Genomic DNA, 16,758 nt, shown 5'->3' on the forward strand with positions numbered 1-16,758 from the left:
TTAGTTAATAACTGGTAATGTTATAGTTCGAGAGTATGAGGAAGAGGGGATAAGTATGAATCGGATGTTTTCTTTATTGGTTGTCATCGTCTTTTGCATGCAAATAGGCGTAGGCAACAGCCCTACTACACTAGCGGCTGAGCAGCCCAATCCAACCGATGTTGAAACAGATAGAGTCATTGTCAAAATGAAACCTTCAGCCAGAGAAGGTAGTTTGAAAAAGTACAGTAATAGCGAGAAAACGATAGATAATATGGGTCTATTGAAAACGATGGAAGTCCCGGATGACACAAGCCTAGTTGGTTTTATAAGGAAGCTAGAAAAAGATAAAAATATTGAGTACGTGGAACCAGATCATCTCATTCAAAAGATGAAAAAACCGAGTGATCCCCATTATACGAAACAATATCATCACAAGTTGATCCAAACCGAGAAAGCCTGGGACAAGACGAAGGGTTCGAAAGGAATCATAGTAGCCGTCATTGATGACGGGGCTGATTTGAACCATCCCGATTTAAAAGGAAAATTCTATGCTCCCTATAACATGGTGAACTTTAGTAGCACCTATTTGCCGGCAGGAGAACATGGAACACATGTGGCCGGAATCATTGCGGCTACGATGAATAATGGAGCTGGCGGAACGGGTGTCGCCCCGAATACTAGAATCATGCCGATTAATGTTTTTAACGGTGATATTAGTTATTCCTCTGATCTCATTTATTCGATTTATTATGCCGTGGAATATGGAGCTAATATTATCAATCTGAGTTTAGGAGGCTTCAATTATTCTTATAGTGAAGATCAAGCCATCCAGCATGCCCATGATATGGGATTGGTCATCGTTGCCGCAGCTGGAAATGAAGATACTTACTGGAACAGTTATCCCGCTTCCTATGAGAACGTCATTTCCGTCAGTGCGACGTCAAAGAAAGATCGAATTGCCGACTATTCCAATTATGGAACCAATATTGACTTGGCTGCACCAGGTGATTCGATTTATTCAACGCTTCCTTATAAATCGTATGGTTATATGACAGGAACCTCGATGGCCGCGCCTATCGTCACTGGGGTCGCAGCCTTGGTCTGGGGGAACAAGCCCACCTTGAAGAATACGCAGGTCGAAGAACGCCTATTCAGCACGGCCGATGACCTAGGTAAAAAGGGAAAAGACGATCTTTACGGAAATGGGCGCGTAAATGCCAAAAGGGCCGTGAACTACGTCGCAAAGCCAACCGTTCATACAGTCAAGGACAATGCTAAAACAATTACAGGAAAAGCTGAAAAAGGCTCGACCGTTACCGTTAAAAAAGGAAGCAGCCAGCTCGGAAAAGCAAAAACCAACAGTGCGGGAACATTTAAAGTTACGATGAAGACAAAACAAAAAGCAGGAACCAAGCTTTCCGTTACGGCCAAAAGCAAAGCGGGATATTCCAGCAAAGCAAGAACCGTAACTGTGGTCAAAGCGAAAAAATAAACAGGTTCAGCCTCCGGAATCATCCGGGGGCTGTTTTCAATAAAAAAATCTCACAAATAAATAGGTAATTCGACCACAAACAGCAATAATTCAACCACAACCACAATTAATTCGACCACGGAAAATGATAATTCAACCACAGAAGCATATAAATCAACCATACTAATTAACCACATATAAAAAAGAGCCAAAATGTCTCAAAAAGTAAAATTTATATTTCTAACCTGCTGATGATCTAGCACAATATTTGTTTCCTGTGCGGCTAACGTAGTGATCTCCACCCTCACTTGATGCCGCCTATTATCTAATTAACTAGATGCACTACCACCAGTGACTGTTGTTTTATTCACAATGGTCATATCCTTTCATATGAAGCTATTAATAAGCTATACATGTTACGAGAAAGAAAAAGGGAGAGGTCAAATTTCTCTTAAGCCGGGAAAAATAAAGAGGGTAAGCAGTAGTAGAGTAGGATAGAAATCCTTTTAACTGGCTCCATTAGAAGTAACTATGTGATTTTTTTTGAGTAATATGACCTATATTACGGGTGGAATTCACTAATTTTGAAAAGTAATGATTATATATCATTATTTTTTACAAAAAAAGGAGATTACGAACAATAAACGACATTTTTTGCTAGTAATAAATGGTAATATAGGTTTTAATAATTATAAAGTAGGTAAAAACATGAAAAAAAGGAAAAACAACCTGTTCTAATTAACTACTAAGGGGGCCTATATGGAGGAAACAATAAGTTTAAAAGAATTGTTTATGACATTGAAGAAAAGATGGGGTTGGATATTGGGAATTACGGTGCTAGCAGTCTTAGTAGCGGCCATTGTCAGTTTCAACTATCTACCCTCAGTCTATCAAGCTTCGACTCAATTACTGGTCAATCAAGCAAATGATGAGAAAGGCAGCAACGTTTATAGCTCCAATGAGGTTCAAACGAATTTACAATTGATCAATACGTATACTGTCATTATAAAAAGTCCGGCCATACTTGATATCGTCAATGAAGAGCTAGGTTTAGAACTATCGACCAAGCAATTGAATGATAAAATTTCGGTGCAAAGCGAACAGGATTCACAAGTGCTGAATGTTACGGTTCAAGATGAGAAGCATGAAAGGGCAGTGATGATTGCCAATACGACTGCTAGTGTATTTCAAAGAGAAATAACCGAAATCATGGCAGTTGATAATGTGAAAATACTCGCGAGAGCAGAATACGAAAGTAATCCAGCTCAGGTTCAACCGAAACCATTATTAAATATTGCAATCGCTCTAGTAGTAGGTCTAATGGCGAGTATAGGTTTAATTTTCCTATTAGAATACCTAGATAATACAGTCAAAACAGAGCAAGACATTGAACAAATTCTTGGAGTGCCTGTTCTAGGTGCCATCATGGAAATAAACGAAAAAAAAGAAAAGAAATCGAAGATACGATCAAGCACCGCGGTAGGCAAAGGGGTGAAAGCAAATGGCTAGAAAATCTAGCAGAAAATTTACAAATGGACAAAATTTAGTTGCAAAGAATAATCCTAGATCGCCTATATCCGAACAATATCGAACAATCAGGACCAATATTCAATTTTCTACGGTAGACACAAAGGTCCGTTCCATTTTAGTGACATCTTCCTCGCCTTCGGAAGGAAAATCGACGACTGTGGGCAATCTAGCCGTAGTATTTGCCCAACAAGGAAAAAAAGTACTCCTAGTCGATACAGACTTAAGGAGGCCAACTATGCAATTTGCGTTCGATATAACGAATAATACCGGTCTTACGAACGTCCTTATGAAACAGACTTCTCTTATGAAGGCTGTATATCGAGCAGATGAAGAGAATCTGTATGTTTTACCTAGTGGTCCAATTCCACCAAATCCAGCTGAATTGTTAGCCTCGAAGGCAATGGATGAATTAGTGGAACAGATGTATGGGCAATTTGATATCGTCCTTTTCGATTCACCGCCAATCTTGGCTGTAACCGATGCACAAATTCTAGCGAATCGCTGTGATGGGACAATATTGGTTGTAAGAAGTGCAAAATCAGATAAAGATGAAATGAGAAAAGCGAAGGAGTTGCTAGACTCTGTTAATGCCAACGTGTTAGGGGCCGTATTAAATAGGAAAAAACTGAAGAAACAGCAATACTACTATTATCAAAATAAGTGAACAGGTAATCTCTAGCTTAGATAAGTAGGAAAAGGAGTTATGACATGATTGATATCCATTGCCATATTTTGCCTGGAGTTGATGATGGTCCCACACAGTTAGCGGAGAGCATTGCGATGGCAAAAGCAGCCGTCGCAGAGGGGATTCGTTTAATTATTGCCACTCCACATCATGATGATGGTCATTATGACAACCCGAGGCAGACGATCTTAAATAAGGTGAATGCTCTTAACGATGTGTTAAGGGCAGAAGCCATCGGCCTCGATATAGTACCAGGCCAAGAAGTAAGGATTACTGGAGATCTATTACACAATTACGACGTTGGAAAAGTGTTATCACTCGTGGACGGAAGGCAATATATCATGATTGAATTGCCTTCCAATCATGTTCCGGCTTATACGAAACGGTTATTATATGACATTCAAATGGATGGGCTTCTGCCCATCATCGTCCATCCCGAACGTAACCTAGAGCTTGTCTCTTCTCCTCATTTATTATACGAGTTCGTCAAAAGTGGAGCCTTGACACAGATTACGGCAGGGAGCGTTTGTGGACTCTTTGGGAAGAAAATCAAAAAGTTCTCCCTTCAACTTATAGAGGCGAACTTGACACATTATGTAGCATCCGATGCACATAATTTAACGAATCGGAAGTTTCATATGATACAAGCATTTGATGAAATCGAAAAAAATTTTGGTGTGGATATGGTATACGGTTTCATGGATAACGCAGAACTACTTATCCAAGGAGATTTAGCATATAAGGAAATTCCACAACAGATTGAATCGAAGAAATTTCTTGGTCTCTTCTAGAACGCAATTAAATAATTAGTCAGAAATTTTTCTGACCGGTGAGGTTCCTTGCCCGTTATCGCGAGAAACACTCGATTGTGCTGTGGGATGTTCATCATCCTTAGACGCTAGTCGTCAGTAGTGCAAAGTGAGGGTGGGTTAGATGCCCAATTTTATATTATTCATAATGTGCCTAATAAATAGCTAATGAGAGAACATATCTGCTTCCCTATATGTTTTTTCATTAGCTATTTATTTTAAAAAAGAAAGGGGTTAAGTACGTGGCATACCGCAGTAGGTTAACGTTTTTATTTCTACTGGATTCATTCATTGTTATGACATCCATTTATATCGGCTGTTTGATTTTATACACGGATTCCATCTTATTCGGTAACCAGACACTTATAGTGACTTCGATTACCTTATTGTGCAGCCATCATCTTTTTGCCTCATTATACAAACTCTATAACAAAGTTTGGGCCTATGCGAGTGTCAGGGAATTATTAGCCATCATTAAAGCGGTTTCACTGTCCATTGTTGTTACAGCGGTCGTACAATTACTATTCTTTAACCAAGTGTATATTAGAGCACTCGCCCTAACCTGGATGCTCCATGTATTGCTGATTGGCGGTTCACGGTTCATGTGGAGAATGCTGAGAGATCGATATACGAGTTCTAAATTGGCTAAAAAGAATACATTGATCATTGGCGCAGGAGAAGCAGGAACGATGGTGGTTCGGCAATTGCTTAATAATCAGCAACATACAGACTTGAAGCCAGTGGCCTTTATTGATGATGATCGGAAGAAGTATAAGTTGGATTTTCTAGGTATACCAGTTGTCGGGAAATCCAAACACATACCAGAAGTGGTCAAAAAGTATCAGATAGATAACATCGTGATCGCCATTCCTTCACTTAATCGAAATGATTTAAAGGAAGTGTATGAAGCGTGTTCAAAAACAGATGCCAAGATCCTCATCATGCCAAAAATTGAAGATATTATGCTTGGAAACGTTTCGCTCACGCATTTCAAAGAAGTGGAGGTAGAAGATTTATTAGGAAGAGAGCCTGTCGAATTGGATATTAACGGAATCTCGGAATATGTAACAGATAAAACGATTCTAGTAACCGGTGCAGGTGGCTCGATTGGTTCCGAGATTTGTCGGCAAATCTGTCGCTTCTCTCCTGAAAAACTGATTCTATTAGGGCATGGAGAAAATAGCATCTATCAAATCGATATGGAACTGAGAAAGGTACACGCCGAACATATTGATATCATTCCTATCATTGCTGATATACAGGATCGGGAAAGAATATTTGAAGTGATAGACCACTATAGACCCCATATCGTATATCATGCGGCTGCACACAAACATGTACCACTCATGGAATATAATCCTCGTGAAGCAGTCAAGAACAACATCTTTGGCACCAAAAATGTTGCCGAAGCTTCCGATACATTCGGCGTCGGGGCCTTTGTCATGATTTCTTCAGATAAAGCAGTGAACCCGACAAATATTATGGGATCGACTAAGCGAATTGCGGAAATGATCATTCAGCAATTGGCTAAAAATAGCCCAACCAAATTCGTCGCTGTCCGATTTGGTAACGTGTTAGGCAGTAGGGGCAGTGTCATTCCTCTCTTCAAGAAACAAATCCAGGCAGGCGGACCTGTAACAGTGACACATCCAGATATGACGAGGTATTTTATGACGATACCGGAAGCATCGCGCTTGGTCATTCAAGCCAGTTCCCTTGCACGAGGCGGAGAGATTTTCGTCCTTGATATGGGTGAACCCGTTAAGATCGTAGACTTAGCGAAAAATCTCATTCAGCTATCTGGCTATACGCTTGAAGAAATAGGGATTAAATATTCAGGTATCAGACCGGGGGAAAAGATGTATGAGGAACTACTAGGTGAGAAAGAAGTTCATAGTGATGCCGTGTTCCCTAAGATATTCATTGGAAAAGCAGTTTTGGAGCAGGAAGAGGAAATCAACTACCTTTTACGCTCCCATGAAAGTTTACCATTAGTAGAACTGAAAGAGTTCGTGATTAATTTGGCTAATCGGAAAAAGAATAAAGATTTTTCAATAGCGAAGTAGTTATAGGGAGGAACACAAATGAAGAAGGTAAGAAAAGCAATCATTCCTGCGGCGGGTTTAGGCACCCGTTTTTTACCAGCTACAAAAGCTATGCCTAAGGAAATGCTGCCGATTATAGATAAGCCAACCATTCAGTATATCGTCGAAGAAGCAGTCGCATCAGGCATTGAAGACATCATCATCGTTACGGGGAAAGGGAAGCGAGCGATAGAGGACCATTTTGATAATGCCTTTGAGTTGGAAAGCAATCTAATGGAGAAAAATAAATTCGAACTATTGGAAAAGGTCCAAGCCTCTTCTAAAGTGGATATTCACTATATTAGACAGAAGGAACCTAAGGGATTAGGACATGCCGTTTGGTGTGCAAGGAAATTCATTGGAGATGAACCTTTTGCTGTTCTTTTAGGGGACGATATCGTTCAGGCGGAAACACCATGCCTAAAACAATTAATCGATGAGTATGACCAAACCCTTTCGTCTGTCATAGGTGTGCAAACGGTTCCTGAGAACGAGACACATCGCTATGGCATCGTAGACCCTTCCGGACAAACAGGAAGAAGATATCAAGTGGATCAATTCATTGAAAAACCCACGATAGGAACGGCACCATCAAACTTGGCCATCATGGGCCGATATATTCTTACACCTGAAATCTTCATGTTCTTGGATCAGCAAGAAAGAGGAGCGGGTGGCGAAATTCAGCTAACCGATGCCATCCAAAAGTTAAATGAAATTCAACGTGTATTTGCCTATGACTTTGAAGGGAAACGGTTTGATGTGGGTGAGAAGTTGGGGTTTGTCAAAACAACGATAGAGTTCGCTTTACAGAATAATGAAGTAAAAGAGGAAGTTTTAGAGTTCTTAATTCAAATGGTTCATACTTCTTCACAAGAAATCAAAGCATAGTACTGATATTCATAGTTTACTAATTAATAAGTAACTATTATATGTAAGGGAGTTTTTAGACGATGGCAGATAGGTTATTCCTCTCATCTCCACACATGAGTGATGAAGGGTATGAGATGCAATATATAAAGGAAGCTTTTGATACGAACTGGATCGCTCCTCTCGGGGGAAACGTAAATCAATTTGAGAATGAACTGGCAGCAAAGGTAGGGAGCAAAGCTGCTGCCGCCTTATCCTCGGGAACGGCAGCCATTCATTTAGCACTTAAAGCTGCAGGAGTTGAAGAAGGGGATATTGTGTTTTGTCCGACACTGACTTTCTCAGCAACGGCCAATCCAATAATCTATCAAAATGCGATTCCTGTGTTTATAGATAGTGATTACGAGACTTGGAATATGTGTCCGAATGCATTGGAAGAAGCTTTTAGGAAATATCCTGATGTGAAAGCCGTCATTATTGTGCATTTGTACGGACTTTCTGCCGATATGGATAAGATTATGGAAATCTGCAATAAATACAAGGTTCCGGTAATAGAAGATGCTGCGGAGTCTCTGGGTACTTATTATAAAGGAAAACATACCGGTTCCATTGGAGACTATGGGATCTTCTCCTTTAATGGTAATAAGATCATCACGACTTCTGGTGGTGGAATGTTGGTTTCCAATAATGAAGAGAGAATAGCTAAGACTAGATTTTGGGCCACCCAAAGTAGAGACAAAGCAAGGCACTATCAACATAGCGAATTAGGATTTAATTATCGGATGAGTAACGTAGTTGCTGGGATTGGCAGAGGACAGCTTAAGGTATTAGATCAAAGGGTGGAGAAGAAAAACTATATCTTTGATTTCTATAAGAGAGAGCTTGGAGACCTTGATGGAGTAAAGTTCATGCCTAGCAATGATTGGAATGAGCCAAACTATTGGTTAAGCTCTTTAGTTTTACATGGAAAGGTCAGACCGATGGATATAATGGAAGTCCTAGAAAGAGAGTACATCGAGTCAAGGCCACTTTGGAAGCCGATGCATATGCAGCCGTTCTTTGAAAAGTATGAATTTGTTGGAACGGATGTATCGGAGAAACTATTTGAGAATGGTATTTGTTTGCCATCCGATACGAAGATGACGGATCAGGATTTGGAGCGAGTTACAGAGATTATTAAAGGATTGTGGGTAAAATAATGAAATCTTTAAAAGGTTCCCCCTACAGAAGGTTTGGAAAAAGATCAATGGATTTCATATTATCATTGATGGCTATTGTAGTTTTGAGTCCCTTCCTTTTGATTATAGCTTTGCTTGTAAGAGTCAAATTGGGGAGTCCAGTATTATTTAAACAGAAAAGGCCGGGACTCCATGAGAAAATTTTTACGATGTACAAGTTTAGAACGATGACAGATGAAAGAGATGGAAATGGGAATTTGCTTCCTGACCATGTGAGGTTGACAAGGTTTGGAAAGTTATTACGTTCGACATCCCTTGATGAACTGCCAGAACTTTTCAATATCCTTAAAGGGAATATGTCCATTATAGGTCCAAGACCGTTGTTGATACAGTATCTGCCTCTTTATGATGAACAACAAACACGGCGTCATGAAGTAAGACCGGGATTGTCAGGTTTGGCGCAGGTTAGTGGTAGAAATGCGATTAGTTGGGAAGATAAATTCAATCTCGATGTCGATTATGTAAATAATATAACCTTCTTGGGAGATTGGAAAATCATTTATTTAACGATTAAAAAGGTTTTTATAAGGGAAGGCATTAATTCAGAAGTTGCCGCAACAATGGAGCCTTTTGAAGGGACAAAAAAGGAAAGAAGGAAGCTATGAGTAAAAAACTTCTTATAATCGGCGCGAGTGGCCATGGAAAAGTTGTTGCTGATATTGCTTTGAAAATGAACACATGGGAAAATATCTTTTTCCTGGATGATGATGAAATGACCAACGTATCATTGGGAATAGAAGTAATTGGAAAGTCATGTGTGTTTCATAAATATAAGGAAGACTTTGATATGTTAGTAGGCATTGGGAATAATACTACCCGTGAAAAACTTCAGGAAAGGCTTGAGGAAGAAGGTGTGAGCATACCAACACTAATTCATCCTGCGGCTATTATCGGTGAACAAGTTAGTCTAGGAAAAGGCACCGTAGTAATGGCGGGAGTAGTGATTAACAGCTGCACCAGTATCGGAAAAGGTTGCATTATCAATACGGGGGCGACAGTAGATCATGACAATTTGATTGAAGATTATGTACATATATCACCAGGTGTACATTTAGCCGGTACGGTGAAAATAGGTCAAGGATCGTGGGTAGGTATTGGTAGTGTGGTCAGCAATAACATACAAATCACTAGTAAGTGCGTTGTTGGAGCGGGTGCTGTGGTAGTAAAAGATATAACAGAACCAGGTACTTATGTTGGCATTCCAGCGAGGGGAGTTTAGCAAATGAATGTACTTTTTTTAACACTTCTTGATTTTTCATCCGTTAAAGAAAGCGGTATTTACACTGACTTATTAAGAGAGTTCATAAAGAACCAGAATAATGTATATATCATATCTCCAACAGAAAAGAGAAAGAAAGAAAAGACTAAGTTAATAGATAATATAAATTATAAAATACTTAAATTGCAGATTGGCAATATTCAAAAAACAAATGTGATTGAAAAAGGAGTCTCAACTCTTACTTTGGAAGCAAATATTCTAAGAGGAATTAAGAATTATTTTTCGAATGTTAAATTTGATTTAGTTATATATTCTACACCGCCTATTACCCTTCAAAAGTCAGTAGAATATGTTAAAAAAAGAGATGGTGCAACCGCTTATCTTCTACTAAAAGATATTTTCCCTCAGAATGCATTAGATCTGGGCATGATGAGTAAGTCAGGGATTAAAGGGATGTTGTATAAATATTTTCGCTTTAAAGAAAAGCATTTATATCAAACATCCGATTATATAGGTTGTATGTCACAAGCAAATGTAGATTTTATAGTGAGAAATAACTCTGACATATCACCGGAAATTGTTGAGGTATGTCCAAATAGTATAGAACCTTTGAATATAGAAAAAAACGAAAAAAAAATGAGAGAGATAAAAAACAAATATAATATACCACTTGATAAGACGGTTTTTATTTATGGGGGTAACCTTGGTAAACCACAAGGTATTGATTTTTTAATCGATTGTTTGAAGGCTAATAAAGAAAATGAACAAGCATACTTTGTCATTGTAGGTTCAGGAACTGAATTTAATAAGCTTAAATCCTACTATAATAAAGAGAAACAAATAAATTTAAATTTACTTGAACAATTACCAAAACAAGATTATGAAGTTTTGGCGAATTCATGTGATGTAGGATTATTATTTCTAAATCATCGTTTTACAATACCAAATTTCCCATCAAGAGTTCTATCATATATGCAAGCTTCTATGCCAGTATTAGCAGCAACAGATCTTTATACTGATATTGGTGAAGTTATAGAAAAAGGCAAATTCGGTTATTGGTGTGAAAGTAAGAATGTAGAAAAATTTAATGAAAATGTAGAGAAACTATGTAATGCCAGTTTAAGGGTGAAGATGGGTGCAAATGCGAGAAAATACCTAGAAGATTATTATACAGCTGAAAAATCATATAAAATAATCATGAATCATTTTATCCATGAAAAGAGGCAAACTTATGTTTAATAATACAACATTATTAATTACAGGAGGTACCGGCTCCTTTGGTAATGCAGTCATGAAAAGGTTTCTAGATAGTGAAATTAAAGAAATTCGTATTTTTTCTAGAGACGAAAAAAAACAAGATGATATGCGTAAAAAATATAATAATAATAAGCTTAAATTTTATATTGGCGATGTAAGAGACTTGGCAAGTGTAAAAAATGCTATGCACGGAGTAGACTATGTATTTCATGCAGCTGCTCTTAAACAGGTACCTTCTTGTGAGTTTTTCCCATTGGAAGCTGTTAAAACGAATATCTTAGGAACTGATAATGTGTTAACGGCTGCTATTGGTTATGGAGTTAAAAAGGTCATCTGTCTTTCAACTGACAAAGCAGCCTATCCTATAAATGCTATGGGAATTTCAAAAGCGATGATGGAGAGAGTCTTTGTTGCTAAAGCAAAGACTGTAAATCCTGCAAAGACCCTTATTTGTGGAACGAGATATGGAAATGTAATGGCTTCTCGTGGTTCTGTCATTCCGTTATTCATCGAACAGATTAAAAGAGGCAAACCATTGACCATTACGGACCCTAAAATGACAAGATACTTAATGAGTTTAGAAGAAGCTGTGGAGTTAGTTGTTTTTGCCTTCCATAATGCTGTGGCAGGAGACATTATGGTACAAAAATCTCCAGCAAGCTATATTGGGGATTTAGCACGTGCTATAAAAGAATTATTTAACGCAGCAAATGAAATTAAAGTTATTGGTACTAGACACGGGGAAAAATTATACGAAACGCTACTAACGAGAGAGGAATATGTTGTCTCGGAAGATATGGGCGGATTCTTTAGAGTACCAGCTGATAATAGAGATTTAAATTATGATAAATACTTTGCTGAAGGTGACCAAAAACTTTCTACCGATCAAGAGTATAACTCTCATAATACTCAAATTCTGTCTGTGGAACAAATTAAAGAAAAACTGCTTCAAATAGAATATATTCGAAGTGAACTGAAAAATATGAAAATTGTTACCTCAAAATAACGATTTACCTTATTGGAAAGGATGGTCCTAATACGTGAAAATACTGGTAACAGGTGCAAATGGCTTTGTTGGAAAAAACTTAATTGCTGAACTAAATAATAGAGGATATGAAGATATCCTTAAAGCGACAAAGGATACAGAAACGTCAGTATTAGATATTTATGTTAGAGACTGTGATTTTGTTTTTCATTTAGCGGGAGTAAACCGTCCTATAAATGAAAAAGAATTCATGCAAGGAAACTTCCATTTTACGCTTGAATTACTTGAACTATTAAAAAAACATAATAATAAAGCACCAGTTCTTATCACGTCCTCAATCCAAGCTGAAAAGGATAATGCATATGGCAGGAGTAAAAAAGCTGGGGAAGATGCTCTCTTTGAATATAGCCATCAAACAGGTTCGAGAGTAATGGTGTATAGACTCCCTAACTTATTTGGAAAGTGGAGTAAGCCTAACTATAATACGGTCGTAGCAACGTATTGCTATAACATTGCGAGAAATATAGACATTCAAATCAATAATCCAGGTACGGAACTAATACTATGTTATATTGATGATCTTTCAGAAGAACTTTTACAGGCTTTAGAAGGAAAACCAACTAAACAGAATCAATACTGCTATGTAAAAACAACTCATACTATTACATTAGGAGACTTAGCTGAAACGATTCAAAGCTTCAAAGAAAGCAGAGAAAAGTTAAGCATACCTAATATGGAAAACTCTTTAACAAAAAAATTGTATAGTACGTATTTAAGCTTTTTACCAGAAGATGATTTTTCCTATGATTTAAACATGAATGTGGATCACCGAGGCTCTTTTACCGAGTTTATTAGAACACCAGAAAGAGGCCAAGTGTCTGTTAATGTATCTAAACCAGGCATTACAAAAGGTAACCATTGGCACCATACGAAGAATGAAAAGTTTCTAGTAGTAAGCGGAGAAGGACTGATTAGATTTAGACCAATTGATTCCGAAGAAATCATTGAATATAGAGTTAGTGGTGAAAAGTTAGAAGTAGTAGATATTCCAACAGGTTATACACACTCCATCGTGAATGTTGGAGATATTGATCTTGTAACGGTCATGTGGGCAAATGAATGCTTTGATTCAGAAAAGCCCGACACATACTTCTTGGAGGTTTAAGGAATGGAGAAATTAAAAGTGATGACAGTGGTAGGGACAAGACCTGAAATTATTAGGCTATCGGCCGTCATAAATAAATTAGAAGATTCACATGCAATTGACCATATTTTAGTCCATACAGGTCAGAACTACGATTATGAATTAAATGAAGTGTTTTTCAAGGATTTTAAATTGAAAAAGCCTGACTATTTCCTTGATGCAGCGAATGGAACAGCAATAGAAACAATAGGTAATATCTTAATGAAAATTGATCCTATTCTGGATGAAGTTAAGCCGGATGCTCTGCTGGTATTAGGGGATACGAATAGTTGCTTATGTGTACTTGCTGCTAAGAGAAGACATATTCCCATTTTTCATATGGAAGCGGGAAACAGGTGCTTTGACCAGAGAGTACCTGAGGAAACGAATAGAAAAATTGTCGATCACATTGCTGATATTAATTTAACCTATAGTGATATTGCCAGAGAATATCTATTAAGAGAAGGACTGCCAGTAGATCGAATCATAAAAACGGGAAGCCCGATGTTAGAAGTTCTTCATTCAAGGAAAAATGACATTGAGAATTCTGACGTACTAGAGAAATTGAACCTTGAAGAAGGAAACTATTTCGTAGTATCAGCACATAGGGAGGAAAATATCAGTTCAGAAACAAACTTTATGAATTTGGTTGAGAGTATAAATGCGGTTGCAGAAATATATAATATGCCTGTTATTATGAGTACCCATCCTAGAACTAGAAAGATGATTGAAACAAAAGGAATTGGATTTCATCCACTAGTAAGATCATTGAAACCATTAGGCTTTAACGATTACGTCAAGCTTCAAATCAAAGCGAATACTGTTCTAAGTGATAGCGGAACAATTAGTGAGGAATCTTCCATTCTTGGATTTAAAGCTCTTAATATTAGACAAACACATGAAAGGCCCGAAGCGATGGAAGAAGCTTCAGTCATGATGGTTGGTTTGAAAAAGGAAAGGATATTGCAAGGCTTAGAAATTTTAAAGGCGCAGGAAAAGGATACACTTAGACAGGTTGAAGATTATAGCATGCCGAATGTATCCGAAAAAGTTCTTAGAGTAATTTTATCTTATATAAGTTATGTCAAGCAAAAAGTATGGGGAGAAAAATGAGAATAGTAATTAATGACATAGCAGCCAGTGCAGGAGGAGCTTTATCAATTCTAAAAAATTTTTATGATTCTCTTTTAAAGACCGATTTAAGTAAAGGGAATGAATGGATATTTTTATTGAGTGATAATTATATAGAAGAGACCGATAATATTAAAGTTATTGTTTTAGATAATATTAAAAAAAATTGGATCAATAGATTAAAATTTGATTTTTATGAAGGTAAAAAAATTATTTCACAATTAAATCCTGATGTAGTTTTTTCATTACAGAATACTATTATATATGGGCTAAAAGTTCCGCAGATTTTATATATGCATCAATCTATACCTTTCCAAACCACTAAAAATTTTTCCTTTTTTAAGTCTGAAGAAAGAATTTTAGCAGTATATCAAAAGCTTATTGGCTTTTTAATAAAAGATTCAGTTAAAAAAGCAGATACTGTAATAGTGCAAACGAAATGGATTAAAGAGGCAGTTATAAATATAACTAATATTAATCCTGAAAAAATACAGAACATTTTCCCTTCATTAAATAATATGGATCAGTACAATAAAAATTCTATTTTTTGTAAAAATAATTTTTTTTATCCCGCTAATTATAGTGTATACAAAAATCATAAATGTATTTTTGATGCATGCTCTATACTTAAAGACAGTGGTGTTTCAAAATATAATATTGAACTTACTATTAATCAAAAAATTAGTGAAGAAAATATTTCTTGTTTAGGACAAATTTCATTTGAAGAAGTTTCTAAGAGGTATAGTACCTCTACATTAATTTTTCCTTCCTACATTGAAACAGTAGGATTGCCATTAATAGAGGCAAGCTATATGGGTTCAATAATTTTAGTTGCTGATTGTCCATATTCAAGAGAAGCATTAGCTGAGTATGAAAATGCATATTTTTTTAATCCCTTTAATCCTAAAGAGTTAGCCGAATTAATGGAAAAAGTCTTAACAGGCGAAATCAAGAAAAAAAAAATACTTAAAAAGAAAATGTTTGTAACAGATACTTGGGAAGAAATTATCATTACTCTTTTAAACCAAAGAACAACGAAGATTTAATTATAATTATTTGATATAGGAGTAATATATGAATAGAATTTTGCTAAAAAAAATTCCTATAAACTATTTATTTATTTTTCTTTTTTTCTCCTTATACTTTTCCATTAGTTCATCTTTAATGTTGCCCAAAGGGGAGATTCTTAGGTGGGTTGGACCGATAGTTTTTATAGTAATCGGTATTTATTCTAAAATTAGGCGGAATCAGATTTTTTACCTCTGGCCATGTTATTTCAATTTTTTAATTCCAACTTTTATTATCTCTCTTTTTACACTAGATTACGGATTAATCTATGGAATGTCTAAACTATTATCATTTATTTTGATAATAAGCTCTATATATATATTCTTAAATAGAACAAATGTTAGCCCTCATTTATTGATGGGTGGATTTTCTTTAATGGGTTATTTATTAGGAATAATAATAGTTTACCAATTTATCTTGTTAGGGTCGGAGATATTTAATTTTGGTCGTTTTTCAGGGATCTATAGTAATCCTAATATGCTTTCAAGTTTATCTTTAAGTACTACTGTCTGTTCATTATGGATGATTTTTAAAAGTAATAAAAAATTCATAGGATGGGTATTTTTTTTAGCTGGCATAATTGTAACTATAAGTACAGGTTCAAGAACTGGATTGATAGGATTAGTAATTATACTTATAGGATCTTTATTTATACTTTTTGAACTTAAGTACACGTTGCAAAAAATCAAATTTATCTTTTCTATTATTATTGTGTCGTTAGTGATTGCTTTTATAATGAATTTCATTGACATTCCTGCACTAAATAGGCTTTTAGGAGAAAAAACAGTTGATAATTCTACAGGATTTTCAAGAGGGGATATTTGGATTGATGGTATTCCTATTTTTATGGAGAAACCCTTATTTGGATGGGGGTATGGTTCAGCAAATTATCATATATATATAAATAACCCTTCTGAATTTTCACAGTGGGGTATCCATAATTCGTTTTTAATTATATTGATAGAAAATGGTATCCTAGGAAGTGTTTTATACCTAGCTTTTTTTATCTTTTGTTTTATTAAGCTTAAGAATAAATATAAATCATTAAAACTTGAAATAAAACAGAAAAAGTTCACTAAAATTATATTTCTGTTATGTATAGTGTTACTAATAAATGGAATGTCAGAGTCGTTTTTATTTTCAGTTGGCAATCCAATGTCGATCCCATTTTGGTATTCTTTATTAACTTTAGATATCTATTTGAAAAAGCTAAGTATACAAAAATAAAATTAAATGGAATCTCTTATCT

15 protein-coding genes are annotated in these 16,758 nt (G+C 36.2%); all 15 read left to right on the plus strand.

Features of this window, described 5'->3' with window-relative positions; genetic code table 11:
* Positions 1-55 precede the first annotated feature (55 nt).
* The 15 genes from ACIQXR_RS00175 (at position 56) to ACIQXR_RS00245 (ending at position 16,736) form a co-directional block, all read left to right on the plus strand.
* Complete coding sequence (locus tag ACIQXR_RS00175; RefSeq protein ID WP_402869787.1) at positions 56-1,474, plus strand: S8 family peptidase; 1,419 nt, start codon at positions 56-58, stop codon at positions 1,472-1,474.
* Positions 1,475-2,212: 738 nt separating this feature from the next.
* Positions 2,213-2,962: a YveK family protein gene (locus tag ACIQXR_RS00180; protein ID WP_402869785.1), complete on the plus strand. Its 750-nt coding sequence runs from the start codon at positions 2,213-2,215 to the stop codon at positions 2,960-2,962.
* Positions 2,955-3,647 carry a CpsD/CapB family tyrosine-protein kinase gene (locus ACIQXR_RS00185; protein WP_402869783.1) on the plus strand — a complete coding sequence of 231 codons (693 nt, stop codon included), beginning with the start codon at positions 2,955-2,957 and terminating at the stop codon, positions 3,645-3,647. Before ACIQXR_RS00180 ends, ACIQXR_RS00185 begins: the two co-directional genes overlap by 8 nt.
* Positions 3,648-3,691: 44 nt before the next feature.
* Complete coding sequence (locus ACIQXR_RS00190; protein ID WP_402869781.1) at positions 3,692-4,459, plus strand: tyrosine-protein phosphatase; 768 nt, start codon at positions 3,692-3,694, stop codon at positions 4,457-4,459.
* A gap of 260 nt (positions 4,460-4,719) precedes the next feature.
* Positions 4,720-6,543: a polysaccharide biosynthesis protein gene (locus ACIQXR_RS00195; RefSeq protein WP_402869779.1), complete on the plus strand. Its 1,824-nt coding sequence runs from the start codon at positions 4,720-4,722 to the stop codon at positions 6,541-6,543.
* An 18-nt stretch (positions 6,544-6,561) separates the two neighbouring features.
* Complete coding sequence (gene galU / locus ACIQXR_RS00200; RefSeq protein WP_402869777.1) at positions 6,562-7,449, plus strand: UTP--glucose-1-phosphate uridylyltransferase GalU; 888 nt, start codon at positions 6,562-6,564, stop codon at positions 7,447-7,449.
* Between the two features lie 62 nt (positions 7,450-7,511).
* Positions 7,512-8,627, plus strand: coding sequence for a DegT/DnrJ/EryC1/StrS family aminotransferase (locus ACIQXR_RS00205; protein ID WP_402869776.1), 1,116 nt, complete (start codon positions 7,512-7,514; stop codon positions 8,625-8,627).
* Entirely contained in the window at positions 8,627-9,271 is a 645-nt protein-coding gene (locus ACIQXR_RS00210; RefSeq protein WP_402869775.1) for a sugar transferase, read from the plus strand. The genes ACIQXR_RS00205 and ACIQXR_RS00210 overlap by 1 nt, the downstream gene beginning before the upstream one ends.
* Positions 9,268-9,885: an acetyltransferase gene (locus ACIQXR_RS00215; protein ID WP_402869773.1), complete on the plus strand. Its 618-nt coding sequence runs from the start codon at positions 9,268-9,270 to the stop codon at positions 9,883-9,885. The genes ACIQXR_RS00210 and ACIQXR_RS00215 overlap by 4 nt, the downstream gene beginning before the upstream one ends.
* A 3-nt stretch (positions 9,886-9,888) precedes the next feature.
* The gene (locus ACIQXR_RS00220) at positions 9,889-11,124 is read left to right on the plus strand and encodes a glycosyltransferase family 4 protein (RefSeq protein ID WP_402869772.1); all 1,236 of its coding nucleotides are present in this window, start codon (positions 9,889-9,891) and stop codon (positions 11,122-11,124) included.
* On the plus strand, positions 11,117-12,148 hold the full coding sequence (locus tag ACIQXR_RS00225; RefSeq protein WP_402869771.1) for a polysaccharide biosynthesis protein: 1,032 nt from the start codon (positions 11,117-11,119) through the stop codon (positions 12,146-12,148). Before ACIQXR_RS00220 ends, ACIQXR_RS00225 begins: the two co-directional genes overlap by 8 nt.
* A gap of 34 nt (positions 12,149-12,182) precedes the next feature.
* Positions 12,183-13,292, plus strand: coding sequence for a polysaccharide biosynthesis C-terminal domain-containing protein (locus ACIQXR_RS00230; RefSeq protein WP_402869769.1), 1,110 nt, complete (start codon positions 12,183-12,185; stop codon positions 13,290-13,292).
* A 3-nt stretch (positions 13,293-13,295) separates the two neighbouring features.
* Positions 13,296-14,423: a non-hydrolyzing UDP-N-acetylglucosamine 2-epimerase gene (wecB, locus tag ACIQXR_RS00235; protein ID WP_402869767.1), complete on the plus strand. Its 1,128-nt coding sequence runs from the start codon at positions 13,296-13,298 to the stop codon at positions 14,421-14,423.
* Positions 14,420-15,487 (plus strand): glycosyltransferase, encoded by a 1,068-nt coding sequence (locus ACIQXR_RS00240; protein WP_402869764.1) that lies wholly within the window; start codon positions 14,420-14,422, stop codon positions 15,485-15,487. The genes wecB and ACIQXR_RS00240 overlap by 4 nt, the downstream gene beginning before the upstream one ends.
* Positions 15,488-15,884: 397 nt before the next feature.
* On the plus strand, positions 15,885-16,736 hold the full coding sequence (locus ACIQXR_RS00245; protein ID WP_402869762.1) for an O-antigen ligase family protein: 852 nt from the start codon (positions 15,885-15,887) through the stop codon (positions 16,734-16,736).
* Positions 16,737-16,758: the final 22 nt, after the last annotated feature.

Source organism: Peribacillus sp. NPDC097224, assembly GCF_044761985.1.
Classification (GTDB): Bacteria; Bacillota; Bacilli; order Bacillales; family DSM-1321; genus Peribacillus.